This window comes from Cellulosimicrobium sp. GQ32, assembly GCF_059758455.1.
Genome location: NZ_JCAXEP010000001.1, coordinates 683,368 through 708,916, shown reverse-complemented (window position 1 = coordinate 708,916; position 25,549 = coordinate 683,368). Strand labels below are relative to the sequence as shown.

Below are 25,549 nucleotides of genomic sequence, written 5' to 3'. Positions count from 1 at the left end.
GGCGTGCCTTCCACGAAGCCGACGACCGAGCCGCCCGTGATCGACCCGGTCGTGCTGGACGACCTCCGGCGCGGCGACGCGTACGACCTCGAGGCGGAGGCCGACCTCGAGGGGTTCGAGCTCGTCGACCTCCGCCTCGACCGGCTCGACCTGCACGGCGCGAGCGTGTTCTCGACGCGGCTCGACCAGGTGCGCGCCGACGAGGCGGACCTCGGGGCCGTGACGCTCACGGAGGTGGTGCTCGATCGACTCGACGTGCCCGTGCTGCGCGGGACGCGCGGCCGGTGGCGCGAGGTCGAGGTGCGCGGCGCGCGCCTCGGGTCGGCCGAGCTCTACGAGTCGTCGTGGGCGGGGGTCCGGTTCGTCGGCTGCAAGCTCGGGTTCGTCAACCTGCGGGGCACGACCCTGCGCGACGTGATGTTCACCGACTGCACGATCGACGAGCTGGACCTCGTCGCGGCGGACGCGCTGCGCGTCGCGTTCGAGGGCACGCGCGTGCGCCGGCTCGACGTCCAGGCGTCCACGCTCGCGCACGTCGACCTGCGCGGCGCGGAGATCGACGAGCTGCGCGGCATCGAGTCGCTGCGGGGGTCGACGATCGACTCGACCCAGCTCGCGCGCCTCGCGGCGACGTTCGCGCACAGCCTCGGGATCACGGTCACGGACTGACCGGGGGATAGGGTGCGCGACGTGACCGACGCGACGCACCCGTCCACCGCGCTGACCGACCTCGCCGGGACCGAGGTCCTCGTCGCCGGACCGGCGTCGTGGAACCTCCTCGTCCAGCTCGACGAGCTGCCCGCGCCCACGCCGCACACCGTCTTCGCCCGGTCGCACCGCGCCACCGTGGGCGGGACGTCGGCGGGCAAGGCGCTCAACCTCGCGCGGCTCGGCCGGTCGGTGCTGCTGCGCACCGTCCTCGGGGCGGACGACGACGGCGCGCGCGTCCGGTCCGTGCTCGAGGGCGCGGGAGTCCGGGTGCTCGCGGAGCCCTCGCCCGACGGGCGCACCGAGAGCCACCTCAACCTCATGGACGACGACGGCGGGCGCGTCTCGGTCTACCTGCGCGCCCCCGGCGAGGTCCCGGCCCAGGGCCCGTCGTGGGACGCCGCCGTCGCGACGCTCGACGCGGCACGTGCCGTCGTGGTCGATCTCGCGGTCCCGGCGCTCCCCGTGCTCGACCTCGCGGTCTCCCGCGGGTGCGACGTCTGGGTCGACCTGCACGACTACGACGGAGAGTCCGCGTTCCACCGGCCCTGGGTCGACGCGGGGACGCACGTGTTCCTCAGCGGGGACCGCCTGGAGGACTGGCGTGGCTTCATGTCGGCGCGGGTCGACGCGGGCGCGCGGCTCGTGGTGTGCACGCACGGGTCGCGCGGCGCCGTCGCGCTCACGCCCGACGGCGGCTTCGTCGAGGTGCCCGCGCAGCACGTGCCGCACGTCGTCGACACGAACGGTGCGGGCGACGGCTTCTTCGCGGGCTTCCTCGACGCGCACCTGCGGGGCGCGGGCGTCGAGGAGGCGATGGCGGCGGGTGCCCGGCACGCCGCGCTCGTGGTGCAGAGCCCGGACCTCGTCCCGGCCTGACGGCTGGCCCGGCGTCGGCGCGAGGCGCTGGGTCAGCGTGCGGCGCCGACGGGCTCGGCCGCGGGTGCGACGTCGTCCGCCTCGCGCAGGGCGGCGGCGGTCGCCGCGCCGCGGTCGCGGAAGTGGCCGACGAGGGAGAGCAGCAGCCCGAGCACGGCCCACCCCGAGAGCACGAGCCAGGGGAAGGTCGTGTCCGCGCCGGGGAAGTACGACAGGTCGCGCAGCAGCGTCGCGGACGCGCCCGGCGGGAACCACTGCCCGACGGCACCCCACGGGCTGAGCAGGAACTCGACCGGCATCGCGGCCGCGGAGAGCGGGTTCGCGACGAGCAGGAACAGCACCGGTCCGACGGCGATCCCGGGACGCCCGAGCACCGCGACGGCGCCGACGATCGTCCCGCCGATGCCGAGCAGCGTGAGCCCGACCGCGAGCGAGTCGGCGAGGTACGCGCCGTGCAGGCCGCCGAGCCCGTGCAGGATCCCCGCGATCGCGAGCCCGCCGACCACCGAGTACACCCCGAGCGCCGCGACGCGCCGCCACACCCCGACGACGGCGAGCGAGATCGCGATCCCGCCGACCATGCCGCCGAGCACGAGCGGGAACGACGCCGCGGCGAGCGTGGAGCCGCGCGGGTCGTCGACCGAGAGCGGGACGACGTCGGTCACCGCCACGGTCGGGACCGCCTCGGCGGGCACTCCCTGCGCGGTCGCGGCGGCGGAGACCTGTGCCTGGAGCGCGGGCTGGATCCCGGCGAGGAGCTGAGCGACGGCGGGGCTCGCCGCCGAGGCGGTGAGGACCTCCGGCTGCTGGCCGAGGACGACCGCGCCGTACGCGTCGCGGGACTCGACGAGGTCGACGGCCGCGTCACGGTCGGCGACGGCGACGAGCTCGATCGCGCCCTCGGCGTTCTGGTCGAGCTCCGCCTGCACCTGGGCGACGACGGCGGGGTCGCCCGCGGCCGCGACCGGGAGGTTCTTCGGCTCGGCGGTGACGGAGGGCCAGAGGAACGCGAGGACGACGACCGCGACGACGGCGACGAGCCCGACGGCGGTCGTCACCACGCGCGGCCAGTGCGTGTGCGGGGCGGCGGCGGAGCTCATGGGGAGACCTCTCGTAAAACGAATGTTCGTTCTCTATAGAGTCGACCTGCCTGTCGCCTCCTGTCAAGAACGATCGTTCGGTTTAGGGTGGGCGGATGCCCCGGGTGAGTGAGGAGTACCGAGCGCAGCGGCGCGACGACATCGCCGCCGCAGCCCTGCGCGTGTTCCGCCGCAAGGGCTTCGCCGCGACCTCGATGGCGGAGATCATCGCCGAGTCCGGGCTGTCCGCCGGGGCGATCTACGGCTACTACGACTCCAAGATGGCGATCGTGCACGACGTCGCGGGCCGGATCGTCGGCGGCCGCATCGCCGACGTCGAGCGGCTCGCCGAGCGGGACCCGCTCCCTCCGCCGTCGGACCTGGTCGCCGTCCTCATGCACGGGGTGGTGCGCGAGATCGGCAGCACCGCGATCCTGCTCCAGGTCTGGGGCGAGGCCGTGACCGACCCTCGCATCCTCGAGTTCGCCTCGGCCGTCCTCGCGCGCCTGCGCTCGGTCTTCGCCGACTACGTCGCCGCCTGGCACGAGCGCACCCACGGCCTCGACCCCGCACGCGCGGCCGAGCTCGGCGCCGAGCAGGCGCCGCTGTTCGTCGCCGCGTGCCAGGGCTTCATCGTCCAGAGCGCGCTCATGGACGACTTCGACGCCGACGCCTACCTCGACCGCACGACCCGCCACCTCCCGCGCTGACTCCTCCCCGCCGAGGTAGAGCCCTGGTCGCGCGAGGTAGAGCCCTGGTCGCGCGAGGTAGAGCCCTGGTCGCGCAACCAGGGTTCCACCTCGCGTGACCGGGGGAGTCAGGCGAGGCCGGTGTCGCGGGCGACGATGGCCGCCTGCATGCGGGTCGCGACGCCGAGCTTGGCGAGGACGCGCGAGACGTGGGTCTTGGCGGTGGCCTCGGTGATGTAGAGGTCCGTCGCGATGCCCTGGTTGGAGAGGCCGCGGCCGAGCGCCGCGAGCACGTCCACCTCGCGGGGCGTGAGATCGCCGAGCCGTGGGTCCTGGGCCGGTCCGCCCGCGGCGTCCGGCCGGTCGGTGGGCGCCGGAGAGCCGTCGGTCGTGCCGGACGGCGGTCCCGCGGCCGGGTCGGCCGTCCCGCCCGGGCGGGTGGTCGGCGCGGGGCGCGGGGCGCCGTCGGGGGCCGGGCCGCGGGCGAACGCGGCGAGGAGGCGTCGGGTGACCTCGGGCGCGAGCACGCCGTCGCCGTCGGCGACGCGGCGGACGGCGTCGAGCAGCGCGGCGGGCTCCGCGGACTTGAGGAGGAAGCCCGCGGCGCCCGCGCGGAGCGCGCCGTCGACGTACTCGTCGAGGTCGAACGTCGTGAGCACGAGGACGTCGGCGAGGCCTTCGCCCGTGATGACGCGCGTGGCCTCGATGCCGTCCACGCCGGGCATGCGCAGGTCCATGAGCACGACGTCGGGCCGCAGCGCACGGGCGTTCGTGATCGCCGCGGTCCCGTCGGACGCCTCGCCGACCACCTCGACGTCGTCGGCGGCGTCGAGCAGGAGGCGCAGGCCCGCGCGGATCGCGGCGTGGTCGTCGGCCAGCAGCACCCGGACCGGTCGTGGCGTCACGCGCTCTCCCTCTCGATCGGACGCTCGGAGACCGGGACGGACGCGCGCACGACCCACCCGCCGGCTGCCGTCGGCCCGGCATCGAAGGTCCCGCCGAGGCCGTCCGCCCGCTCGCGCATGGTCAGCAGCCCGGTGCCGGCGCTCAGGGGTGCCTCGACCGGCGACGCCGGGCCGGGCACACCGGCGTCGCGCACCTCGAGCACGACGGCCGACCCGTCGCGGACGAGCCGCACCGTCACGGGCGACCCCGGCGCGTGCTTGAGCGCGTTGGTCACGGCCTCCTGCGCGATCCGGAACAGCGCCTGGTCGGCGGCGGCGGGCAGGTCCGACGTCGCGACGTCGTCGGGGTCGTCGAGCGTGACCGTGGTGGTCGCGCGCGCGGCGTCGAGCAGCGCGTCGAGGCCCACGAGCCGACCCGGCGCGGCGACGGCGTCGGGGACGTCCACGCGTCGGCCCTCCGTGCGCAGCAGCAGGATCATCGAGCGCATCTCGTCCAGGGACGCGACGGCGCTCGCGCGCACCTGCTGGAGCGCGGCCCGGTCCTTCGCCGCGTCGGGCGGGAGCGCGAGCGCGGCGCCGGAGTGGATCGCGATGGTGGACAGGTGCGACGCGATGACGTCGTGCAGGTCGCGCGCCATCGCGGCGCGCTCCGCCTGCACCGCCTCGTGCCGGTCGAGCTCGGCGATGCGCTCGAGGTCGCTCGCCCGCTGCCGCTCCAGGTCGGCCGTGCGCGCCGCGGCCTCGGCCTCGCGCGCCGCGAGGGCGGCGCGCTCGCCCGCGAGCTCGGCGAGCTCGGTCTTGGTCCGCACGTTGGTCGCCCACCACATCGGCACGAGGAGGACGGCCCCGAGCTGGAGACCCATGTACACGAAAGCCCGCACGTCGCGTGCGGCCTCCCCGGCCGCTACCGACCCGACGACCGCGACGGTCGCCGCACAGCCCCAGAGCCAGGCCCGCGCCCGCGGGCCGGACCACAGCGCGGCGGCGTAGAGCAGGTCCCACAGGACGAGCATGACGGCGAGGCTCCCGCCCCACCGCAGGTCGACGGTGGTGACCGCCACCCCGCCCAGGAGCGCGAGCATCGGGTGCGCGCGCTTGACGAGGATGAGGAGACACCCGGCCCCGAGCAGGGCGACGCGCCACCACGGCTCCGCCGGCTCGACGACGAACGGTGCCCGGACGATCCCGACGAGGCCCACCTCGAGGAGGACCCACCCGAGGAGGAACGTGGTGACGGCGGAGAACGCGTCGTTCCGGCGGTCCTCGATGCGCCAGACCTGGGGGAGGGACCGGACCGCCGCCTGCCAGGTGCCGGGGCGCCCGGGCGCGACGGGGCGCACCTCGTCCGTGCCGCCGTCCTCCGTGCTCACGGACCCATCCCAGCACAGCGCGCCGTCCCTCGGATCGGTCGAACGGTGTACGACGGCGGCGGTCACCGCCCCCGGGTGGCTCGCCGAGGGCGCCGGGTCGGTCGTTCGCCCGACGACGGCGCGGCTCCACGGGGGCGAGGCTCGACGGCATGGACATCCCTCTCGACCTCGACGCCGTCGGCGGGCCCGGCCTGGGGCTCGCCGCGATGGCGGGCGTGCTCGTCGTGCTGGCCCTCATCGACTCCACGAGCTTCGGCACGCTGCTGATCCCCGTCTGGCTGCTCCTCGCCCCGGGCCGCCTGCGCGCCGGTCGCGTGCTCGTCTACCTCGGCACGGTCGCCGCGTTCTACCTGGCCGTCGGGATCGTCGTCCTGCTGGGCGCGGGGGCCTTCCTCGACCGGTTCGGCGACGCCCTCGACACCCGCGCCGCGGCGATCGTGCAGCTGCTGCTCGGCATCGGCCTGTTCGCGCTGAGCTTCCGGTTCGACAGCAAGCGTGCGGCCCGGCGGGACGCGAGGGTGGCCACCGCGGCACCGGTGACGGTCGTCGCGCGGCCGTCCGTCCCGGGGGAGGGCACGGGCGACGCTCCCGACGCCACGACGGGGACGACGTCGGCCCCGCGTCCGGGACGGCTGTCCCGCTGGCGCGAGCGCGCGCTGGGGATCGAGGTGGACGCCGCGGGTGCTGGTGCCGTCCGTGCTCGACCCTCGGTGCTGCCGCTGATGGGGCTCGCGCTCGGAGCCGTCGCGATCGAGGTCGGGACGATGCTGCCGTACCTCGCCGCCATCGGGCTGCTCACGACGTCGGACGTCGGCTGGCCCGCGACCGGCGGCATCCTCGCGGCGTACTGCGTCGTGATGGTCGCGCCCGCGCTCCTGCTGCTGCTCGGGCGTCTCGTCGCGGCGCGCGCCGTGGACCCGCTGCTGCGCCGGCTCGACGCGTGGCTGACGAGGAACGCGACCGACATGACCGGCTGGGTGCTGGGGATCCTCGGCGTCCTGCTCGCGCTCGACGCGTTCGGCCGCCTCGGCTGGACCTGAGCAGGCCGCGCCTGCACCGCGCTGCGCGCGCCTGCACGGCGACGGCCCGCCCGGAGGTCCCGGGCGGGCCGTCGTCGTGCCACCGGCGTGAGCCGGCAGGTGGTCAGTGCGAGGTGCCGTTCGACGCCTTCTCGCCCGAGCCCGCGAGCTGCGTGCCCGCGAGGTTGGCGATGAGCTGGTTGATGTCGACGCCGGTCAGCTGCTTGATGACGCCCTGGCCCTCGCCGAGGACCGACGCGACGTTCTTCGTCACCGCCGACGCGCCGTCGGTCGAGACGACGGTCATGCCCTGGATGTTGCCGATCGGCTCGGCCGCGGCGCGCACGATCTCCGGCAGGCGCTCGATGAGCTCCTGCACCAGGGCCGCCTCGCCGTACTTCTGGAGCGCGTCGGCCTTGGCGTCGGTCGCCACGGCCTCGGCGCGACCCTCGGCCTCGATCGCGGCGGCGCGGGCCTCACCCTCGGCCTTGATACCGGCGGCGAGGGCGACCTGGCGGTCGCGCTCGGCCTCACCGGCGCGGCGCACGGCCTGCGCGGACGCCTCGGCGTCCTGGATCGCGGCCGTCTTGTTCGCCTCGGCGATGACGGTGCGCTTGTACGCGTCGGCCTCGGTCGCGGCGTTCGCGGCGTCACGACGTGCGTTCGCCTCCTGGACCTCGGCGTACGCCTTGGCCTCGGCAGGCTTGCGGATCTCGATGTCGAGGCGCTCCTGCGTCACCCGGGCCTGCTCGGCGAGCGCCTCGCGCTCCTGCTGGGCGACGAGGCGGTCCTGCTCGGCGCGGGCGAGCTGGCCCGCAGCCTCGGCCTCGGCGTTCGCGCGGTCGGTGTCGGCCTTGATCGCGGCGCGCTTGAGGTCGAGCGCCTTCTGCCGCTCGGCGATCTGCTCGGCGGCGTCGATGACGGCGAACTCCGAGGCGCGCTGCGCCTCGGCCTCGGAGACCTCGGCGACCTGGCGTGCGCGGGCCGACTCGGCGCGACCGAGGTTGGCGAGGTAGTCCGAGCCCGGCGTCGAGATGTCGGAGATGTTGAGCAGGTCGACCTGGAGGCCCTGCTCCGAGAGGTCGGCCTTGGTGGACTCGACGACGCGGTCGGACAGGCCCTTGCGGTCGGAGATGATCTGCTCGATCGTCATGTCGCCGACGATGGAGCGCAGCGAGCCCTCGAGCGACTCCTTGATGATCTCGGTCAGCGTGCCCTGCTGCGAGAGGAAGCGCTGGGCCGCGCGGCGCACGCCCTCCTCGTCACCACGGACCTTGAAGTTGATCGACGCCTTGATCGCGATCTTGATGCGGTTCTTGTCCACGCCCTCGACCGTGATGCCGATCTGGCGCTGCTCGAGCGAGATGGAGAAGCCCTGCTGGAGGATCGGCCAGACGAACGTGCGGCCGCCGACGACGACCTTCTGCCCGCTGCCCGCGGCCTCCTTGCGGCCCGCGCCGCGGCCGACGATGACCAGGGCCTCGTTCGGCGGGACGCGGCGGATGCGCTTGCTGATGAAGATGACCACCGCGAAGAACGCGATGACCAGGGCGACGATCGCCAGGGTCGTGATGAGGTTCGTGTCGTCGAACATGGTCCGCGCCGGGGCGCGTCTCCTTCCGTGGGTGCGGGCAGGTCAGGGCGTGCGGCGGTGCGCGGTGGACGGTCCGGGTGGTACCCGGCCGGCCCCCGGTGGTGCGTGCGGGTGCGCGGCACCCACGGACGACGCGCGGGGCGTCGCGGTCGGTCCTCGGAGGACCTCAGTCGTTGGGGTAGTGGCGCTGGACGCGCACGCGGCTCCCGGACTGCTCGAGCACGACGACGCGCGCGCCCTCCGGGATGGGCTCGTCCGCCCACGCGAGGCGGCGCTCGAGCTCGTGCGCCGCGTCGAGCGAGACCTCGCCGCGCGCAGGGTCGATCGCGGTCGTCGCGGTCCCCTGCACACCGACGAGCGACGTCGCCACGCCGTCCTCCGACTCCCGCAGATGCTTGACCAGGGCCTGGACGAGCACCATCACGATCAGCGCCACGACGAGCGACCCCACGTACGCGAGCCACGTCGGCAGGTCGTTGGACGCCACGATCACGCCGACGGCGCCGAAGACCACACCGCCCACGCCGAGCGACGTCCCGGACACGGCGCCGTCACCCAGGTCGACGATCTCGCCGACGAGCAGCGAGAGGAGCAGGAGGGCGAGTCCGGCGATGCCGATGACGATGAACGCGATCATGCGAGGTCCCCTTGCTGCGGCGGGCGGCCGTGCGGTGTCGTGTGGACTTGTCGTCCCGACGTGGCGTGTGGAGTTGTCGTGAACGTACGCACACCTTACCGTGACCCGACCATGCCGTGGGGCGATCCGGGCGTTCGTCACATGGGGAGGACTCCCCGTGCTCCGGCGCCTCTCGCGGCGCCCGTCAGGCCGGGGTGAACCGGGCACGCACCACGAGCCCGCCCCCGTCGCGCGGCACGGCCTGCACGGTGCCGTCGTGGGCCGAGGCGACCGACCGGACGATGGAGAGCCCGAGCCCGACACCTCTCCGGACGAAGCCCGCGCTGCGGTCCGCCGCGGCGCCGTCGCGACCGAGCCGCCGGAAGGGCTCGAAGAGCGACTCGACCGCCGAGGACGGGACCACCGGCCCGGAGTTCTCGACCCGCACCTCGACCGCCCCGTCGACGTGGCGTGCGGACACCTCGACGAACCCGCCGGGATCGTTGTGGCGGACGGCGTTGTCGACCAGGTTCTGCACGAGCCGCTCGAGCAGGACGGGGTCGCCGTACGTCGTGGCGCCGCCGTCCTCGGGCGCGGTCCGGGTGCCGGGACCGGCACCGCCGTCCGGGGCGACCCGCAGCTCGACGCCGGCTTCCCGCGCCGTCGCGGCCGAGGTGCGCCGGACCTGGTCCACGACCTCGGCGAGGTCGACGGGAGAACGCTCGCCCGGCGCCTGGTCCGCGGCGGCGAGCGTGAGGAGTCCCTCGATGAGCCGTTCGTGCCGCGCGTTGACGGCGAGCAGGGTGTTCCCCAGGTGGCGCGTCGGGGGAGGGGCGTCCGGGTCCTGGAGCGCGACCTCCAGCACGGTCCGGTTGATGGTCAGAGGCGTGCGGAGCTCGTGCGACGCGTTCGCGACGAAGCGCCGCTGCCCGTCGAACGAGCGGTCGAGGCGATCGAGCATCTCGTCGAAGGTGTCCGCGAGGTCCTTCATCTCGTCGTCCGGACCGTCGAGCGCGATGCGCTCGTGGAGGTTGTTCTCGGCCACCCGGCGCGCTGTCGCCGTGACCCGGTGCAGCGGAGCCAGGACCCGCGTGGCCATGACCCAGCCGAACCCCACCGCGAGCACGCCGATCACCGCGAGCGCGACGACGGACCACAGGAGCACCGAGCCGAGCGTCGCGTCGCGGGCCTCACGGTTCTGGGCGACGACGAGATCGCGGACGTCCTGGAGGGTCTCGGCGTCGGTCGCCCGCACGGCGGCCCACGAGTCGATCGGCGAGTCGAGGATCGCCTCGGCCGGTGCGGTCGTCCCGGTCGTCACGTGTGCCGGGGCGCTGCTCAGCGGTGCGGCCGTGGCGAGAGGCGCCGTGGTCCCGTACGTGACCTCGTAGGCGGCGATCCCCACGGTGTCGAGCGGCTGGCGGTCGATCGCCGCGGCGACGAGCACGTACATGACCGTCACCAGCACGGCCCCGGCCAGTGCGAACGCGCCGCCGTAGACGAGGGTGAGTCGCGCGCGGAGCGTGAGGCGCCCCCTCACGGGACCCGGTACCCGACGCCGGTCACCGTCTCGACGAGCCCGGGGTCGCCCAGCTTCTTGCGCAGCTGCATCATCGTGAACCGCACGACGCCCGTGAACGGGTCGATGTTCTCGTCCCACACCTTCTCGAGGAGCTGCTCGGCGGACACGACCCCGCCGTCGGCGCGCAGGAGCTCCTCGAGGACGCCGAACTCCTTGCGGGCGAGCGGCACGTACCGCCCGTCCCGGTAGACCTCGCGCCGCGACGGGTCGAGCCGCAGCCCGGCCCGCTCCAGGACGGGAGGCACGGCGGGGCGCGCGCGCCGCCCGAGCGCGCGGACCCGCGCGAGCAGCTCGACGAACGCGAAGGGCTTCGCGAGGTAGTCGTCAGCGCCCAGGTCGAGCCCGTCGACGCGGTCGCGGACGTCGGCGGCCGCGGTGAGCATGAGGACCCGCGCGTCGAGGCCCGACGTGACGATCGCACGGCAGACGTCGTCTCCGTGGACGCCGGGCAGGTCCCGGTCGAGCACGACGACGTCGTAGTCGTGCACGCCCACCCGGTCCATCGCGGCCCGCCCGTCGAGCGCGACGTCGACGGCGATCGCCTCACGGCGCAGGCCCGTCGCGACGGCGTCCGCGATGAGCTCCTCGTCCTCCACCACCAGTACCCGCATGGCGACGATGGTGGGCCGCACCCCTGTGAGGTCTCTGTGAGGTTCTGCGCTCACGGCCGCCTCACGGCTGCTCGCGTGTCCTGGGACGCGTTCCCCGACCGTCTCCAGGACAGGAGCCACCATGACTGCACGCACCCGACGACCAGCCGGCGCGGCACGCGCCCTCCTCGCTCTCGTCCCGTTGCTCGCCCTGGCGGCGTGCGGACCCGTCGACGACGGTCCCGGCGTCGCGAGCGCCGACGGCGGGGGCACGGCCCAGGACGAGGACACGACCGGCGCCCCGGGTGGCGGTGACGACGCGGCAGCGGACCTCGACGACGACGAGCTCGCGCTCGAGTTCGCCGCCTGCATGCGGGACAACGGCGTCGACATGCCCGACCCGGACGCCGACGGGGGCGGGATGGCCGTCACGCTCGGCGGCGACGGCACCGACCCCGCCGACGTCGATGCCGCGTTCGAGGCGTGCAAGGAGTTCCTGCCGAACGGCGGCGAGCCGGTGGAGATGAGCCCCGAGGATCTCGAGGCCATGCGCGCGTACGCGCAGTGCATGCGCGAGCACGGCGTCGACATGCCCGACCCCGACCCGGACGGTGGCGCCGTCGCGATGCCGGCGATGCCCGCGGGCGACGAGGAGTTCCAGGCCGCGATCGAGGCGTGCGACGAGGCGGCGCCGATGCTCGGGACCGACGAGTGAGGCGGCCGGGCGGACGGGCGCGGCGCACCGTCGTCGCGGGGAGCGCGACCGCCGTGGCGCTGCTCGCGGCGTCGGCGTTCGCGCTCTGGGGCCCAGGCCGTGGCACGGAGCCGGACGACCCGGGCGCGACGGCCGCGCGCGAGACCGCGACCGTCACGCGCGAGACCCTCGTCGAGCGGACGAGCGAGAAGGGCACGCTCGGTTACGGCGAGAGCGCGGTGCACGGCACCCAGCGCAGCGGGACGGTCACGTGGCTCCCGGACGTCGGCAGCGTCGTCGGGCGCGGCGAGCCGCTCTTCCGCGTCGACGAGCGGCCCGTCGTCCTGCTGGTGGGCGACCTGCCGATGTACCGCGAGCTCGGGCCGGGGTCGCGGGGCGAGGACGTGCGCCAGCTCGAGGCGAACCTCGCCGCCCTCGGCTACGGCGGGTTCACCGCGGACGACCGCTTCACGGACCGGACGAGCGCGGCGGTACGGCAGTGGCAGAAGGACCTGGGGGTCGAGCGGACGGGCCGGGTCGGCCCGGACCTGGTCCTCGTCCAGCCCGGCCCGCTCCGGGTCGCGGAGCACGAGGTGCCGCTCGGCGCGCCCGCCGGGCCCGAGCTCGTGGCCACGACCGGGACGGAGCGGTCCGTCGTCGTCGACCTGGACCTCGACCGGCGGCAGCTCGCGGTCGTTGGCGCGACGGTCTCGGTCCGGCTCCCCGACGGGACCACGGTGGACGGCTCGGTCACCGCGGTGGGTCCGCCCGAGACGAGCGAGGACCCGAGCGGGGTCCCGGGCTCGGAGTCGACGACGGTCCCGGTCACCGTGGTGCTCGCCGACGGCGCGGACGCCGCCGAGGACGGTCCGGTGAAGGTCGAGCTCGTGTCCGCGGAGCGCACCGACGTGCTGACCGTCCCGGTGGCGGCGCTGCTCGCGCTCGCCGAGGGCGGCTACGGCGTCGAGGTCGTGGACGAGGGCGCGTCGGGGCCGGGCGAGATCGTCGCGGTCACGACGGGCATGTTCGCGGACGGCCGGGTCGAGGTCACGGGCGAGCTGGCCGAGGGCGACACCGTCGTGGTGCCGTCATGAGGGACGACTCGCCCGTCGTCACGCTCCACGACGTGTCCCGGACCTACCCCGGTGGGGTGACCGCTCTCCACGACGTCCACCTCGACGTCGCGCGCGGCGAGCTCGCGGCCATCGTGGGCCCGTCCGGTTCGGGCAAGTCGACGATGCTCAACGTCATCGGCACCCTCGACCGCCCGACGTCGGGCCGCGTCCTCGTCGACGGCTTCCTCGTCGCGGACCTCACCGACCGCGAGCTCTCGGCGCTGCGCGCGAGCCGGATCGGCTTCGTGTTCCAGCAGTTCCACCTCGCGGCGGGCGTCCCGGCGCTCGACAACGTCGCCGACGGGCTCCTGTACCGCGGGGTCGGGCGGCGCGAGCGCCGTCGCCGCGCGGGCGAGGCGCTGGAGCGGGTCGGCCTCGCGCACCGGCTCGACCACCGCCCCCACGAGCTCTCGGGCGGGGAGAAGCAGCGCGTCGCCATCGCGCGGGCGGTCGTCGGGGAGCCCCCGCTGCTGCTCGCGGACGAGCCGACCGGCGCGCTCGACACGGCGTCGGGGCGGGGCGTGATGGACGTGCTGCGTGGCCTGCACCGCGACGGCACGACGGTCCTCGTCATCACGCACGACCGGGAGCTCGCCGCGTCGCTGCCCCGGCAGGTGGTCATGCGCGACGGTGGGGTGGTGGACGACGCCGGACCCGGCCGCCCCGTGCCGCTCGCCACCGCCTCGGCGGGCGCGGAGGAGGCGTGCTGAGGCCGGCGCGGCTGCGGCCCACGGACCTGCTGCGCGTCGGCGCGACGGGCCTGCGCACGAGGCCCCTGCGCGCGGTGCTGTCGGCGCTGGGCATCGCGATCGGGATCGCCGCGATGGTCGCGGTCGTCGGGATCTCCACGTCGTCGCGCGCCGAGCTGGACCGGACCCTGGAGGCGCTGGGCACGAACCTGCTCACCGTCGCCCCGGGCCAGACCCTGTTCGGCGAGGACGCGACGCTGCCCGAGGAGTCGGTCGACATGGTGCGCCGCATCGGGCCGGTGCTCTCCGCGACCTCGGTGGGGCGGCTCGACGCGCACGCGTACCGGAGCGACCTCGTGCCGGAGGGAGAGTCCGGGGGCATCGGCGTGTACGCCGCGGACCTCGACCTCCTCGGCACCGTCGGGGGCCGGGTGCGCGACGGCTCCTGGCTGACGGAGGCCACGGGACGGTTCCCGGCCGCCGTCCTCGGCCACAAGGCGGCGGAGCGGCTGGGCATCACCGAGCCGCACCCCGACGTCCCGGTGTGGGTCGGAGACCGCTGGTTCACGGTCGTCGGGATCCTCGACCCCGTGCCGCTGGCCCCCGAGATGGACCTCGCGGTCCTCGTGGGGCGTGAGGCGGCCGCCACGTACCTCGACTGGGACGGGAGACCGACGCGCATCTACACCCGGACCCACGAGGCCGCGGTCGAGCAGGTGCGGGCCGTGCTCGGGCAGACCGCCAACCCGGCGGCACCGAACGAGGTGGACGTCTCGCGCCCGTCGGACGCGCTCGCCGCCCAGGAGGCGACGGACCGGACGTTCACGGGGCTGCTGCTCGGGCTCGGGGCCGTCGCGCTGCTGGTCGGGGGGATCGGCGTCGCGAACACGATGGTGATCTCCGTGCTGGAGCGCCGGGCGGAGATCGGTCTGCGGCGCGCCCTGGGGGCCACGCGAGGGCAGGTCCGGGGCCAGTTCCTCGTCGAGTCGCTCGTGCTCTCGGCGCTCGGCGGTGCGGCGGGCGTCGCGATCGGGTACGCCATCACGGCCGGCTACGCGGGCTCGCAAGGCTGGCCCGTCGCGGTGCCGCTCGCCGTCGCGCTCGGCGGCGTGGGCGCGACGGTCGCGATCGGCGCCGCGGCGGGCCTCTACCCGGCCGTCCGTGCGGCACGGCTCGCCCCGACGGAGGCGCTCGCGACGCCGTGACCGGCATGCCCGGGGTGCCCGCCGCCGTCGTCCGACGCGGCGGGCACCCCGGCGTGCGGCTCAGGCCCCCAGCGCGTCGAGCATCCGGCCGAGGTTCGCGCGCGCGGTGGCGGCGTAGCCCTCGACCCAGTCGCCCTCGTAGGCCCGCGGCACGACCTCCACGGTGAGGACGCACGCGAGGTACGCCCGGTACAGGCTCAGCCGCGTCCAGGCCTCGGGATCGCCCGACCCCGGCGTGCCGTCGCCCAGGCCGAGGTCTCCGCCTGCGGTGGCGTAGCCCGCGAGCAGGTCGGCGTCGACCGCACCGGCGCCGAGCTGGTCAGCCCCGGCCAGCTCGAACAGCGGGTCTCCCCACAGCGACCGCTCCGCGTCGAGCACGCCGACGATCCCGAGTCCCTCCGCGGCGTGCGGTCGGCCCGGGTCGGCCGTCGGGCCGCCGAGCAGCACGTTCCCGGGCCAGAGGTCCGCATGCACGAGCCGGGGGACCGTCACGCGGGCGAGCAGGTCGCGGTGGCGCGCGACGGCGTCGCGCACCCGGGCCTCGGGGAGCTCCACGTCCCAGCGGCGCGCGTCGTCGAGCACGGCCTCGACCATGCGGGAGAACACGTCGGGCCAGGTCGACCCGGCGAGGTCCGACGCCGGGGCCGGGTACCCGAACCGGTCGCCCGTGATCCGGTGCAGCCGGGCCATGTACGTCCCGAGCCCGCGGCGCACGACCGCGGTGGCCGTGTCGTCGAGCTCGCGACCGCTCCACAGGGCGCCGTCGAGGAACGTGACGACGAGCGCGTCACCGTCCACGTGCTCGCGCGTGACGTCGGCGTGCAGCACGCGCGGGACGGGGAGCCCGGCGGCGTGGGCCGCCCGGTAGGCGGCGTCCTCGGTGCCGAGGATGCCGTGCTCGTAGCGCAGCAGGCGCGACGTGTCCGCCCCGGTGACCTTGACGACGACGCGCGCGGGGACGCCGTCGGGCAGCGCGCTCCCGGGCGGCGCGGCGAGGTCCACGGCGAAGACGCTCGCGAACATCCCGCCGCTCAGCGGCTCGACGCGGACGGCCTCGCCGAGCGGCGCCACGAGAGCCGCGACCTGGTCCTGGGTGACCGACGTCTTGGTGAGCACGCGGCGATGCTACCGGCCCGCGCGCGCCGTCCCGCGCCGGGTCAGGACGGCGTGAGGAGGTCCTGCTCGGCCACGGCGTCGAGGCTCAGCGTCCGGTACCCGTGGGTCTCGAAGAGGACGGTCACCCGGTCGTCGCCCTCGTACCCCATGACCGTCCCCGCGCCGAACTCCGGGTGCTGCACCGTGGAACCGGTCGACCAGGGTGCGGAGCGGTCGTCGGCCGACCGCTCGGCGGCCGTGCCGGCCCAGCACGTGTCGCAGCGGCCGCACGGCTCGGGCAGGTCCTCCCCGAGGTAGGCGAGCAGGAACTGGCGGCGGCACTGCGTCGTCTCGGCGTACGCGCGCATCATCTGCAGACGCGAGTCGTCGACCCGGCGTCGGGCCTCGGCGAGCTCGTGCGCGACGTCGGCCACCGCGGCCGGGTGCGCGTCCTCGCCGGCGAGAGCCCGCGCGTCCTCCACGAGCGCGCGCAGGCGTGCGAGACGCCGGGGCAGCCGCGCCCGCCCTCCTGACGACGACGAGCCCGACGCCGGGGCGCCCCGGCCCAGGGCGCGCGCGACCTCGCGGAGATCGTCGCGGTCGGGCACGCCGACCGCGAAGTAGCGCTGGAGGCCCAGGTCCTCGGGCCGGTGGAACAGCACCGCGACGGCGGGCTCGCCGTCGCGTCCGGCCCGGCCGACCTCTTGGTAGTAGGAGTCCGGGGAGCCGGGGACGTCCGCGTGCACGACGAACCGCACGTCCGGCTTGTCGATGCCCATGCCGAAGGCGGACGTCGCGACGACGACGTCGAGCTCGTCCTCGGTGAAGCGCCGCTGGGCCTCGTCGCGCTCGGCCCGCCGCAGCCCGCCGTGGTAGGCGGCGGTGCGCAGGCCCGCCTGCGCGAGCGCGTCCGCGACCTCGGTCGTACGCCGCCGCGTGGCGACGTACACGATCCCGACGCCGTGCTCCGCCTCGGCGCGCACGCGCTCGACGACCGCGCGGTCCTTGTCCGCCGCCTCCACGGCGCGCACGACCTCCAGCGCGATCCCCGGGCGGGCGAACCCGCGGACGATCACCGCGGCGTCGCGCAGGCGCAGGCGCTCCGCGACGTCCTCGCGCACGGGCGGGGACGCCGTCGCGGTGAGCGCGAGCACGGGCGGTCGCGGGTCGAGCGTGTCGAGGCGCTCGCCGAGGCGCAGGTACTCGGGCCGGAAGTCGTGCCCCCAGGTGGAGACGCAGTGCGCCTCGTCGACGGCGACGAGGCTGGGCCGGGCCGCACGGACGGCGTCGAGGACCTCGTCGTTGGCGAGCTGCTCGGGCGAGAGGAAGAGGAACTCGAGCTCGCCCGCCGCGGCGGCCTCGAGCGCGGCGCGGCGCTCGGCCGCGGGCACGGCCGAGCTCACCGCGGCGGCCCGCGCGTCGTCGTCGCCGAGCTCGAGCAGCGACCGCACCTGGTCCTGCTGGAGCGCGATGAGCGGCGAGACGACGAGCGTCGGCCCGGGCAGCTCGAGGCCCGGGACCTGGTAGACCGCCGACTTGCCGGCCCCGGTGGGCAGCACGAGCAGGACGTCGCGCCCGTCGAGGAGCGCGGAGATCGCCTCGCGCTGCCCGGGGCGCAGGTCGCGGTAGCCGAAGACCTCCCGGGCGGTGACGCGGACGTCGGCGAGGGTGGGCTCGTCCGTCACGGGCGAGGCACGTTGCGCAGGTTGGCGCGCGCCATCGAGACGACCTCGCCCATGCCGCCGCCGAGGACCTCCTTGCTCATCGCGACCGCGAACCCGCGGACCTGGCCCGCGGTGATGTTCGGCGGGATCGAGAGCGCGCGGGGGTCGGTCACGACGTCGACGAGCGCCGGCCCGGGTCGGTTCAGGGCCTCCTGGAGCGCGCGGCGCAGGTCCTTCGGCTTCTCCACCCGCACCGCCGGGATGCCGATCGCGTTCGCGACGGCGGCGTAGTCGACCTGCGGCGACTCGGTGCCGAACATCGGCAGCCCGTCGACGAGCATCTCGAGGCGCACCATGCCGAGGCTCGCGTTGTCGAAGAGGACCACCTTGACCGGCAGGTCGTAGTGCTTGAGCGTGACCAGCTCGCCGAGCAGCATCGAGAGCCCGCCGTCGCCGGACATCGCGACGACCTGGCGGCCGGGCTGCGCGGCCGCGACGCCGATCGCGTGGGGGAGCGCGTTGGCCATCGAGCCGTGGATGAACGACCCGATGACGCGGCGCTTCCCGTTGGGCGTGATGTACCGCGCGGCCCACACGTTGCACATGCCGGTGTCGACGGTGAACACCGCGTCGTCGGAGGCGACCTGGTCGAGCGTGTCGGCCACGAACTCGGGGTGGATCGGCGTCGTGCGCTCCACCTTCTTGGTGTACGCCCCGACGACGCCGGTCATCGCCTTCTCGTGCTTGGCGACCATGGAGTCGAGGAACTTGCGCGACCGCGCCTTCTTCACGAGCGGCAGGAGCGCGCGCACCGTCTCGCCGACGTCGCCCACGACGGCGAGGTCGAGGCGCGTGCGCCGCCCGAGGTGGGTCGGGTCGACGTCGACCTGCGCCGTGCGGACCGACTCCGGGAGGAACTGGTCGTACGGGAAGTCGGTGCCGAGCAGCACGAGGAGGTCGCAGTCGTGCATGGCGTCGAACGCGGCGCCGTAGCCGAGGAGGCCGGACATGCCGACGTCGAACGGGTTGTCGTACTGGATGAACTCCTTGCCGCGCAGCGAGTGGCCCACGGGCGCGGCGATCTTGTCGGCGAGCGCGATCACGTCGTCGTGCGCGCCGCGCACGCCCGCGCCGGCGAAGATCGTGACCTTCTTCGCGGCGTCGATCGCGTCCGCGAGCTGCTGGACGGCGGCCGCGTCGGGGACGACGCGCGGGGGAGCGGGGCGGCACGCGACGTCGGGCACGGCGGCCGGGGCGTCGAGGTCGGCGACGTCGCCCGGGAGCGTGAGGACGGAGACGCCGCGGGCGCCGTACGCGTGGTGGATCGCGGAGTTGATGACGCGCGGCGCCTGGTCGGCGCTGGAGATCATCTCGGAGTAGACGGAGCACTCCGTGAAGAGGCGGTCGGGGTGCGTCTCCTGGAAGAACCCGGTGCCGATCTGCTTGCTCGGGATGTGGCTCGCGATGGCGAGCACGGGCACGCGCGACCGGTTGGCGTCGTAGAGACCGTTGATGAGGTGCAGGTTGCCCGGCCCGCACGACCCCGCGCACACCGCGAGGCTGCCCGTGACCTCGGCCTCGGCGGCCGCCGCGAACGCCGCCGCCTCCTCGTGGCGCACGTGGATCCACTCGATGCCCTTGCCCGCGTTCTCGCCCGTGTTGGACCGGTGCACCGCGTCGACCACGGGGTTGAGACTGTCGCCGACGATGCCGTAGATCCGGCGCACCCCCGCCTCGATGAGCTGCGCGACGAGCAGGTCCGCGACCGTGCGGTTGCGCTTGTCCTGCGGGGAGCGACCGATTCCGAACGGCATGACGTACCTCCAGCGGGTGGGCTCGGGTTCGCCTCCATCGTGCGCCGGGCTCGCACGCGCCGCAGCGCGAGCCGACGTCTCGTGCGTCACGGTCGCCGCGCCCCCGGCCCGCCCCGCCCGGCGCCGAACCTGGGGCTGTCGCACCCTGCGGTGCCGAACCCGGGGTTGTCCCTCGGTTCGGCACGATCCTGGGTAACGACCCCGGGTTCGACGACGGCGCCGGGGGGCGCGGACGGCGGCGGCTCGGCGTCAGGCTCGGGCTGCCGCCGACGGGGTGCGGCGGCGCGCGACGGCCAGCGCCGCGTCGGCCTGGGCGAGCTCGCCGTGGATCCCCGCGCCGGCCATCACCCCCGCCGCGGCGGACGCGCCGACCTGGGCCATGAGGTCGCTCGAGTTCCCGGCCGCCCACACGCCGGGGACGGCCGTCGCGCCGCGCGGGTCCGCGGGCACGAACCGGCCGGCGGGGTGGTCCTCGAGCGTCCCGCCGAGCTGCTCGAACAGCTCCCCGCGCGCGACGAACCGCGGCCCGACGACGACCGCGTCCACCGCGAACGACGTCCCGTCCGCGAGGACGACCGACCGCACCGAACGGCCGTCGACGTCGAGGCGCTCGACCTCGCCCTCGACCACGCGCACGCCGAGCGCCGAGAGCTGCTCCCACGTGGCGTCGTCGAGCTCGGGGGCGGTGTGCTGGAAGAGCGTGACGTGCGGCGTGAGCTGGCGGAACAGCAGCACCTGGTGCGCCGCGGCCGGCCCCGTCGCGAGCACCGCGATCCGCCGCCCCCGCACCTCCCAGCCGTGGCAGAACGGGCAGTGCAGCACGCTCGACCCCCAGCCCTCGCGGACCCCGGGGACGTCGGGGAGCTCGTCCACGAGCCCCGTCGCGAGCAGCACGCGGCGCGCGCGGACGGTTGCGCCGTCGTCGAGCGTGAGCGTGAAGCCCGACTCGGCGTCGCCCGCCGCACGGGCAACGCGTGCGTCGCGGACCTCAGCGCCGTAGCCCTCGGCCTCGGCACGGCCTGCGGCCAGCAGCTCGCGCGGCGGGACGCCCTCGCGCCCGAGCAGGTTGTGCGCGCCCTCCGCGGGCGCGTTGCGCGGCTCGCCGGCGTCGAGCACGACGACGGAGCGCAGCGACCGCGCGAGCGTCACCGCGGCGCTCAGCCCGGCGGGCCCGCCGCCGACGATCGCGACGTCGTGGACGGTGCTCTGGGTGGTGGTGTCCATGTCTCTCCTCAGCAGGGGCGGTTCGGTGCTCAGCGGGGGCGGCGGGCGGCCCAGACGATGCGGCCGCCGCGGGCTCCTACGGTGTGCGCGGGTGGGTCGTCGGTCGCCGTGAGCACCGCGTCGAGCGCGGCGAGGTCGTCGGCGTCGAGGTGCTCGGCGAGGTGCTCGCGCTGGCGCGCGGCGGTGGCGTGCGCCCAGCGGGACGCGTCCGGTCCCGGCGGCACGACGGCGCTCGGCTCGCGCCGCTCGACGAGGTCCAGCCCCGCGTCGGTCACGTACGGCGACCAGTCCGGGTAGCGGTTCCAGCCCGCCTGGCTCAGCGCACGCTCGAGGTGGGCGGCGAGGTCGGGGTGCGCGACGTCGTCGGGCAGGACGGGCGTGGTGGCGGTCATCTCGACGACGACGAGCAGTCCGCCGGGTACGAGCGCGTCGTGGGCGTCGCGCAGGACTCGCGCGGGGTCGGCGACGTGGTGCAGGGATGCCGATGCCCACACGACGTCCGCCGCGCCGACGTCCGGCCAGCCGGCGTCGAGGTCGGCCTCGACCGTCCGCACCCGGCTCTCGAGGCCGGTCCCGGCGATCCCGGCGCGCAGCCGCTCCAGCATCCCCGCGTCCGCGTCCACCGCGACGACCTCGGCGTCGGGGAACGCGGGCGCGAGCGCCCGGGTCCCCGTGCCGGTGCCCGCGCCGAGGTCGACGACGGTGCGCGTCGGGCGTGGCGCGTGCGCGACGGCGACCCCGACGGCTTCGTCGAGCAGCGTCCCGAACACCGACGCGTCGAGCTCGAGCAGCTCGGCCAGCCCGTCCGCGTCGTGGCCGTGCGCGTGGCCGTGCCCCTGATCGGGGGCGTGGCCATGGCGAGGGCCATGACTGTGGCCGTGCGGGTGATCGTGCTCGGCGGAGTTCATGTGTCCACCGTAGGACGGTTCTGCGCCTGCGACATAAGGTCTTGCTCATGACGCAAGAATTCGACCTCGACGCCGTCGTCCGGCAGCGCATCCGCGGCCTGCGCCTCGCGCGCGGCTGGACCCTGGACGCGCTCGCGGCGCGGTGCTTCCTCAGCCCGTCGACGCTCAGCCGCCTCGAGACCGGGCACCGCCGCATCGCGCTCGACCAGCTCGTGCCCATCGCCCGCGCGCTGGGCACGACGCTCGACCAGCTCGTCGAGCCGGTCGACGACGAGGACGTCGTCATCCGGCCCGAGCCGCAGCGCCGTCCGGGGGAGACCACGTGGCTGCTCTCGCGCGACCGCCCGGGGACGATGGTCGCGAAGATGCGCCTCACGCCCGAGCGCGCCGTGGGCCTCGAGCACCAGCGCGTCCACCCGGGGCACGAGTGGTTCACGGTCCTGTCCGGGACGGCCGTCGTCTACCTCGCGGACCGCCGGATCCTCGTGCACGAGGGGCAGGCGGCCGAGTTCTCGACGATGGTGCCGCACTCGTTCGGCGCGCACGACGGCCCGGTCGAGATCCTCACGATCTTCGACCAGGAGGGTGAGCGCGCCCACCTCTCGGGCACCGACCCGGCCTGACGGATGGCGCGACCAGCGGCGTCGTGGACCCCGCCGATCCGCGGAGTGCTCGTCGACCCGAGAGGGCGACGCTGAGAGGACGTGCGGGCGTCAGTCGAGCCGGCCCGTGTCTGACAAATGTGGGACCGAAGGCGTAGTGTCGTGACCATGGCGATAGGAACCCGCAGCACTGCGCACGAGAGAACGACCCCCCGAGGCTCGACCCCGCGGGGCGGGAAGAGCGTGTCTGCCGGGGGGACCCCGCGGGCCGGGAAGGGCGAGGGCGCCTCGGCGAAGCGCGACTCCGTCACGTTCCGACCCACCCCCGAGGAGCGCCGGATCCTCGACCGCCTCCGCGACGAAGGCGTCACCGCCAGCGATGCCGTCCGCCGTGGCCTGCACCTGGTCGCGCACGAGAAGTGGGTCGACCAGGCCCGCGTCGATGCGGAGAGTCTCGCCCACGAGAACCTCGACGACGAGCCGGACGCCTGGTGATCCGCGGCGCCGTCTACCGCGTCGACCTCGGTGACCCCCGGGGCCACGAGCAGGGCGGTCGGCGGTACGGGGTAGTCCTGTCCCCGACGAACATGCCGTGGTCCGTCGCGACGATCGTGCCGACCTCGACGAGCGCGCAGCGTGCGATCTTCCGGCCTGTCCTCGAGATCGCCGGCCAGGAGACCGTGCTCCTCGTCGACCAGCTCCGTGCGATCGACAGCGACTACGTCGTCGGGGAGCCGGTCGACTTCCTTCTTCGCGACGACCTGGACGCGCTCGAGCGGGCCGTGCAGAGCTACCTCGGCATCATCTGAGGCCGAGCCGTCCCGTCCGTCGTCCTCGGGGGCCTCGACGTCGACCGTCCCGCGGTAACCCGCGTCAGTGGGCGGGCGTGCCGTCCGTGACGTCCTCGCGGTCCGCGCTGCGGCGCAGCGACCGGAGGGCGACGAGCACGAGCACGACGGCGAGCGCCGCCGCCGCGACGACGACCTCGAACCCGGCGTGCGCGCCGCCCGCGTCGATGCGCGACCCCGCGACGGACGACCCGATCGACACCCCGACGCCGAGCGACGTGCCGACCCACGCGAGCCCCTCGGTGAGCTGGTTCGGCGCGACGAGGTTCTGCACGAGGTTGTTGCCGTTGATGAGCGTGGGCGCGATGGCGAACCCGGTCACGAACATCACCGCGGCGAGGACGGGGATCGACGTGACGAAGAAGAACAGCGAGACCCCGGCGGCGAGCGCGACGATCCCGATGACGAACCGGCGCCACAGCGGCGACACCCAGTGCCGCGCGCCGTAGACGAGGCCGGAGATGAGCGAGCCCATCGCGAAGACGGCGAGGATCAGCCCGGCCGCACCCTTCTGCCCCTGCTCCTCGGCGAACGCGATGGTCGAGACGTCGGTCGCGCCGAACACGATGCCCATCGCCACGAAGATCACGGCGAGCACGATCATGCCGGTCGACCGCATGGCCGAGCGCTGCTTCACGCCGGCCTCGGGCACGACGACGGGCGGCTCGGTCGCGCGCTGCGACAGGAACCACAGCCCGCCGACGACCGCCGCGACGAGCGGCACGACCAGCCCGGCCGAGGGGGAGACGCTCGTGGCGAGCACCGTCGCGAGCACCGGCCCGACGACGAACACGAGCTCGTCGAGCGCGGACTCGAGCGAGTAGGCGGTGTGCAGGCGCCGCGCGTCGGGCACGGTGTGCGTCCAGCGCGCGCGGACCATCGACCCGTACGACCCCTGCGTCGCGCCGGAGATCGCGGCGAACACGTAGAGCGTCCACTCGGGGGCGCGCAGCACGGCGCAGAGGATGAGGCCGCCGAGCCCGAACGTCGTCGCGGCGAGCATCGGCAGCATGACGACGCGCTGCCCGGTGCGGTCGACGAGCCGCGCGATCTGCGGAGACACGATCGCCTGCGCCACGACCAGCGCCGCCGCGACGCGCCCGGCGAGCGCGTACTCGCCGTAGATGCCCTGGATCATGAGGATCGTGCCGATGCCGACCATCGACATCGGCAGGCGCGCCACGAGCGCCGCGGCGGAGAACCGCCACGCGCCCGGCAGCGTGAGCACGGCGCGGTAGGGGTTCCGGGAGGTCGTCCCCGCCTCGGCGGGGGTGCCCGACGTCGTCTCGTCGGTCGTCAGGTCGTCCCGCCGGTGCTCGGGGTGCTCGGGGTCGTCAGCGCGCGACGGGGAATCCTGGACCACCGTCCCAGTGTCGCACCCGGATGCCGTCCGCCCGGTAGCGAGTTCGCGGCTCCGGGCGGGACGTGACGACCGTCTCGCCACGGCGACCGGCCCGTGCGCGCCGGTTGTCCGACGGCCGTGCGGCGGCGACGATGGGCGCCATGACCGACAGCCCCGCACCCCGCACCACGACCGTCACCGTCACGGATGAGGGCGACCGCTTCGAGGCCCGCACCGACGACGGCCTCGTCGCCGGGTTCGCCGCGTACGTCCGCGAGCCCGGGAAGGTGATCTTCACGCACACCGAGGTGGACCCGGCGTTCGAGGGCCAGGGCATCGGCTCCGCGCTCGCCGCGGGCGCGCTCGACCAGGTCCGCGCGTCGGGGGAGCGCGTGGTGCCGCTGTGCCCGTTCATCCGCGCCTACATCGAGCGCCACCCGGACTACGAGGACCTCACGCGGCGGTGAGCTAGCCGCCACCCGGCGACGCACGAGGTCGGTGAGACGGTGAGACGACGGAGCGCCCCGGTCCCACGGGACCAGGGCGCTCGCGTGCGGCAGCGAACCGGCGAGGGTGCGCCAGGGGTCAGGAGATGGTGCCCGTGCCCTCGCCCTCCATGCGCTCGTCGTGCAGCAGCTCGCCCTCGGCGTCGACCGGGACGATCGTGCCGTCGAACGTGATGGGCGAGCCCGACTGGTAGCGGAAGTTCACGCCGTACGAGTACGACTGGCCGGTTCCGAACGTGTAGACCGTCGGCTCGCGGTACGCGCCCGGCGCCATGCCGTCGTCGTTCACGCCCTGCGCCTCGTACAGCGCGTCGTCGACGATCGTGTCCATGCCCTGCATGTAGGGCCAGTCGTCGTAGCGCTCGTCGATGCTCACGAGGCTCGAGCCGAGGTCGATCGGGGCGCCCTCGTTCGTGATGACGTAGTTGATGAACACGATGTCGTCGCCCTCGGCGATGATCGGCTGGTTGTTCTCCGGGTCGACGAACAGGCCGTCCTTCGTCGCCTGCGTGACGCCCACCTGGTAGACGTCGACGCGCACGTCGCCGATGGTGAAGGTCGAGATCTGCTCGCCCGGGTTCGTGACGGGGTTCGCCCAGTCGGGCAGCTCGCCGCTCGAGCCGGTCTCCTCGGCCGCAGCGTCGTCGACCTCCTCGGCGTCCTCGACCGGCGCGGTCTCCTCGGAGGTGGTCTCCTCCGGCGTCGGCGTCTCGGGCGTGTCACCGCCGACGTTGATGGTGCACGCGGTGAGGCCGAGCGCGAGCGCGGCGGCGACGGTCAGGCGGGCGGCGGAACGGACGGGACGCATGAGG

General features: G+C 74.9%; 26 protein-coding genes. 12 read left to right on the top strand and 14 right to left on the bottom strand.

The features are described from left to right. The first annotated feature begins 3 nt into the window (after positions 1-3). Positions 4-669 (top strand): pentapeptide repeat-containing protein, encoded by a 666-nt coding sequence (locus AC6CH9_RS03000; RefSeq protein ID WP_498153581.1) that lies wholly within the window; start codon positions 4-6, stop codon positions 667-669. Between the two features lie 21 nt (positions 670-690). Further along, positions 691-1,587 (top strand): carbohydrate kinase family protein, encoded by an 897-nt coding sequence (locus tag AC6CH9_RS02995; RefSeq protein WP_231492806.1) that lies wholly within the window; start codon positions 691-693, stop codon positions 1,585-1,587. Between the two features lie 32 nt (positions 1,588-1,619). Here AC6CH9_RS02995 and AC6CH9_RS02990 read toward each other — a convergent pair whose 3' ends face one another. Then, a complete protein-coding gene (locus AC6CH9_RS02990) occupies positions 1,620-2,687 on the bottom strand; it encodes an ABC transporter permease (RefSeq protein ID WP_498153580.1) in 1,068 nt (355 codons plus the stop codon). A 95-nt stretch (positions 2,688-2,782) separates the two neighbouring features. Between AC6CH9_RS02990 and AC6CH9_RS02985 the strand changes: the two genes are divergently transcribed. Then, positions 2,783-3,376, top strand: a complete 594-nt coding sequence (locus AC6CH9_RS02985) for a TetR/AcrR family transcriptional regulator (protein ID WP_498153579.1) — start codon at positions 2,783-2,785, stop codon at positions 3,374-3,376. Between the two features lie 107 nt (positions 3,377-3,483). On the opposite strand, the gene AC6CH9_RS02980 is transcribed toward AC6CH9_RS02985, so the two are convergent. Both AC6CH9_RS02980 and AC6CH9_RS02975 read right to left on the bottom strand, forming a co-directional pair. Beyond that, positions 3,484-4,260: a response regulator gene (locus AC6CH9_RS02980; RefSeq protein WP_498153578.1), complete on the bottom strand. Its 777-nt coding sequence runs from the start codon at positions 4,258-4,260 to the stop codon at positions 3,484-3,486. Beyond that, positions 4,257-5,630 carry a sensor histidine kinase gene (locus AC6CH9_RS02975; protein WP_498153577.1) on the bottom strand — a complete coding sequence of 458 codons (1,374 nt, stop codon included), beginning with the start codon at positions 5,628-5,630 and terminating at the stop codon, positions 4,257-4,259. The genes AC6CH9_RS02980 and AC6CH9_RS02975 overlap by 4 nt, the downstream gene beginning before the upstream one ends. A 149-nt stretch (positions 5,631-5,779) precedes the next feature. Here AC6CH9_RS02975 and AC6CH9_RS02970 point away from each other — a divergent pair, with 149 nt between their 5' ends. After that, positions 5,780-6,670, top strand: a complete 891-nt coding sequence (locus tag AC6CH9_RS02970; protein ID WP_498153576.1) for a GAP family protein — start codon at positions 5,780-5,782, stop codon at positions 6,668-6,670. Between the two features lie 103 nt (positions 6,671-6,773). Here the strand turns inward: AC6CH9_RS02970 and AC6CH9_RS02965 are convergent, their stop codons facing one another. The 4 genes from AC6CH9_RS02965 to AC6CH9_RS02950 all read right to left on the bottom strand — a co-directional run bounded on the left by AC6CH9_RS02965 (position 6,774) and on the right by AC6CH9_RS02950 (position 11,052). Next, positions 6,774-8,243 (bottom strand): flotillin family protein, encoded by a 1,470-nt coding sequence (locus AC6CH9_RS02965; protein WP_498153575.1) that lies wholly within the window; start codon positions 8,241-8,243, stop codon positions 6,774-6,776. A 166-nt stretch (positions 8,244-8,409) separates the two neighbouring features. After that, positions 8,410-8,880 (bottom strand): NfeD C-terminal domain-containing protein, encoded by a 471-nt coding sequence (locus AC6CH9_RS02960; protein WP_498153574.1) that lies wholly within the window; start codon positions 8,878-8,880, stop codon positions 8,410-8,412. A gap of 184 nt (positions 8,881-9,064) precedes the next feature. Further along, the gene (locus AC6CH9_RS02955) at positions 9,065-10,399 is read right to left on the bottom strand and encodes a sensor histidine kinase (protein ID WP_498153573.1); all 1,335 of its coding nucleotides are present in this window, start codon (positions 10,397-10,399) and stop codon (positions 9,065-9,067) included. Beyond that, positions 10,396-11,052: a response regulator transcription factor gene (locus tag AC6CH9_RS02950; RefSeq protein ID WP_277514621.1), complete on the bottom strand. Its 657-nt coding sequence runs from the start codon at positions 11,050-11,052 to the stop codon at positions 10,396-10,398. Before AC6CH9_RS02950 ends, AC6CH9_RS02955 begins: the two co-directional genes overlap by 4 nt. A gap of 121 nt (positions 11,053-11,173) precedes the next feature. Between AC6CH9_RS02950 and AC6CH9_RS02945 the strand changes: the two genes are divergently transcribed. From AC6CH9_RS02945 to AC6CH9_RS02930, 4 genes are read left to right on the top strand one after another with little or no spacing between them, the layout of a single operon-like run. Further along, positions 11,174-11,746 carry a hypothetical protein gene (locus AC6CH9_RS02945; protein WP_498153572.1) on the top strand — a complete coding sequence of 191 codons (573 nt, stop codon included), beginning with the start codon at positions 11,174-11,176 and terminating at the stop codon, positions 11,744-11,746. Next, positions 11,743-12,819 carry a peptidoglycan-binding protein gene (locus AC6CH9_RS02940; RefSeq protein WP_498153571.1) on the top strand — a complete coding sequence of 359 codons (1,077 nt, stop codon included), beginning with the start codon at positions 11,743-11,745 and terminating at the stop codon, positions 12,817-12,819. The genes AC6CH9_RS02945 and AC6CH9_RS02940 overlap by 4 nt, the downstream gene beginning before the upstream one ends. Beyond that, positions 12,816-13,550, top strand: coding sequence for an ABC transporter ATP-binding protein (locus AC6CH9_RS02935; RefSeq protein ID WP_237841398.1), 735 nt, complete (start codon positions 12,816-12,818; stop codon positions 13,548-13,550). Before AC6CH9_RS02940 ends, AC6CH9_RS02935 begins: the two co-directional genes overlap by 4 nt. Then, positions 13,544-14,734, top strand: coding sequence for an ABC transporter permease (locus tag AC6CH9_RS02930; RefSeq protein WP_498153570.1), 1,191 nt, complete (start codon positions 13,544-13,546; stop codon positions 14,732-14,734). Before AC6CH9_RS02935 ends, AC6CH9_RS02930 begins: the two co-directional genes overlap by 7 nt. A gap of 60 nt (positions 14,735-14,794) precedes the next feature. Here the strand turns inward: AC6CH9_RS02930 and AC6CH9_RS02925 are convergent, their stop codons facing one another. From AC6CH9_RS02925 to AC6CH9_RS02905, 5 genes are all read right to left on the bottom strand, one after another. Then, on the bottom strand, positions 14,795-15,850 hold the full coding sequence (locus tag AC6CH9_RS02925; RefSeq protein ID WP_498153569.1) for a phosphotransferase family protein: 1,056 nt from the start codon (positions 15,848-15,850) through the stop codon (positions 14,795-14,797). Positions 15,851-15,891: 41 nt separating this feature from the next. Next, positions 15,892-17,514, bottom strand: coding sequence for a RecQ family ATP-dependent DNA helicase (locus AC6CH9_RS02920; protein WP_498153568.1), 1,623 nt, complete (start codon positions 17,512-17,514; stop codon positions 15,892-15,894). Next, positions 17,511-19,307, bottom strand: a complete 1,797-nt coding sequence (locus AC6CH9_RS02915; protein WP_498153567.1) for a pyruvate dehydrogenase — start codon at positions 19,305-19,307, stop codon at positions 17,511-17,513. The genes AC6CH9_RS02920 and AC6CH9_RS02915 overlap by 4 nt, the downstream gene beginning before the upstream one ends. Before the next feature lie 249 nt (positions 19,308-19,556). Beyond that, positions 19,557-20,531 carry an NAD(P)/FAD-dependent oxidoreductase gene (locus AC6CH9_RS02910; protein ID WP_498153566.1) on the bottom strand — a complete coding sequence of 325 codons (975 nt, stop codon included), beginning with the start codon at positions 20,529-20,531 and terminating at the stop codon, positions 19,557-19,559. Between the two features lie 29 nt (positions 20,532-20,560). Further along, complete coding sequence (locus tag AC6CH9_RS02905; protein WP_498153565.1) at positions 20,561-21,439, bottom strand: class I SAM-dependent methyltransferase; 879 nt, start codon at positions 21,437-21,439, stop codon at positions 20,561-20,563. A 47-nt stretch (positions 21,440-21,486) separates the two neighbouring features. Here AC6CH9_RS02905 and AC6CH9_RS02900 point away from each other — a divergent pair, with 47 nt between their 5' ends. The 3 genes from AC6CH9_RS02900 to AC6CH9_RS02890 all read left to right on the top strand — a co-directional run bounded on the left by AC6CH9_RS02900 (position 21,487) and on the right by AC6CH9_RS02890 (position 22,850). After that, positions 21,487-22,062, top strand: coding sequence for a helix-turn-helix domain-containing protein (locus AC6CH9_RS02900; protein WP_498153564.1), 576 nt, complete (start codon positions 21,487-21,489; stop codon positions 22,060-22,062). Between the two features lie 222 nt (positions 22,063-22,284). Beyond that, positions 22,285-22,536 carry a hypothetical protein gene (locus AC6CH9_RS02895; RefSeq protein ID WP_498153563.1) on the top strand — a complete coding sequence of 84 codons (252 nt, stop codon included), beginning with the start codon at positions 22,285-22,287 and terminating at the stop codon, positions 22,534-22,536. Beyond that, on the top strand, positions 22,533-22,850 hold the full coding sequence (locus AC6CH9_RS02890) for a type II toxin-antitoxin system PemK/MazF family toxin (protein ID WP_498153562.1): 318 nt from the start codon (positions 22,533-22,535) through the stop codon (positions 22,848-22,850). The genes AC6CH9_RS02895 and AC6CH9_RS02890 overlap by 4 nt, the downstream gene beginning before the upstream one ends. Positions 22,851-22,914: 64 nt before the next feature. Here AC6CH9_RS02890 and AC6CH9_RS02885 read toward each other — a convergent pair whose 3' ends face one another. After that, positions 22,915-24,252 (bottom strand): MFS transporter, encoded by a 1,338-nt coding sequence (locus tag AC6CH9_RS02885; RefSeq protein ID WP_498153561.1) that lies wholly within the window; start codon positions 24,250-24,252, stop codon positions 22,915-22,917. 140 nt (positions 24,253-24,392) lie between these two features. Here AC6CH9_RS02885 and AC6CH9_RS02880 point away from each other — a divergent pair, with 140 nt between their 5' ends. Next, a complete protein-coding gene (locus AC6CH9_RS02880) occupies positions 24,393-24,698 on the top strand; it encodes a GNAT family N-acetyltransferase (protein ID WP_498153560.1) in 306 nt (101 codons plus the stop codon). Between the two features lie 118 nt (positions 24,699-24,816). Here AC6CH9_RS02880 and AC6CH9_RS02875 read toward each other — a convergent pair whose 3' ends face one another. Beyond that, positions 24,817-25,545, bottom strand: a complete 729-nt coding sequence (locus AC6CH9_RS02875; RefSeq protein ID WP_498153559.1) for a hypothetical protein — start codon at positions 25,543-25,545, stop codon at positions 24,817-24,819. Positions 25,546-25,549 lie beyond the last annotated feature (4 nt).

Coding starts and splice junctions, on each gene's coding strand:
- AC6CH9_RS02990 (WP_498153580.1), bottom strand. CDS start 2,687: ATGAGCTCCGCCGCCGCCCCGCACACGCACTGGCCGCGCGTGGTGACG.
- AC6CH9_RS02985 (WP_498153579.1), top strand. CDS start 2,783: ATGCCCCGGGTGAGTGAGGAGTACCGAGCGCAGCGGCGCGACGACATC.
- AC6CH9_RS02970 (WP_498153576.1), top strand. CDS start 5,780: ATGGACATCCCTCTCGACCTCGACGCCGTCGGCGGGCCCGGCCTGGGG.
- AC6CH9_RS02965 (WP_498153575.1), bottom strand. CDS start 8,243: ATGTTCGACGACACGAACCTCATCACGACCCTGGCGATCGTCGCCCTG.
- AC6CH9_RS02960 (WP_498153574.1), bottom strand. CDS start 8,880: ATGATCGCGTTCATCGTCATCGGCATCGCCGGACTCGCCCTCCTGCTC.
- AC6CH9_RS02950 (WP_277514621.1), bottom strand. CDS start 11,052: ATGCGGGTACTGGTGGTGGAGGACGAGGAGCTCATCGCGGACGCCGTC.
- AC6CH9_RS02945 (WP_498153572.1), top strand. CDS start 11,174: ATGACTGCACGCACCCGACGACCAGCCGGCGCGGCACGCGCCCTCCTC.
- AC6CH9_RS02935 (WP_237841398.1), top strand. CDS start 12,816: ATGAGGGACGACTCGCCCGTCGTCACGCTCCACGACGTGTCCCGGACC.
- AC6CH9_RS02915 (WP_498153567.1), bottom strand. CDS start 19,307: ATGCCGTTCGGAATCGGTCGCTCCCCGCAGGACAAGCGCAACCGCACG.
- AC6CH9_RS02910 (WP_498153566.1), bottom strand. CDS start 20,531: ATGGACACCACCACCCAGAGCACCGTCCACGACGTCGCGATCGTCGGC.
- AC6CH9_RS02905 (WP_498153565.1), bottom strand. CDS start 21,439: ATGAACTCCGCCGAGCACGATCACCCGCACGGCCACAGTCATGGCCCT.
- AC6CH9_RS02900 (WP_498153564.1), top strand. CDS start 21,487: ATGACGCAAGAATTCGACCTCGACGCCGTCGTCCGGCAGCGCATCCGC.
- AC6CH9_RS02880 (WP_498153560.1), top strand. CDS start 24,393: ATGACCGACAGCCCCGCACCCCGCACCACGACCGTCACCGTCACGGAT.
- AC6CH9_RS02875 (WP_498153559.1), bottom strand. CDS start 25,545: ATGCGTCCCGTCCGTTCCGCCGCCCGCCTGACCGTCGCCGCCGCGCTC.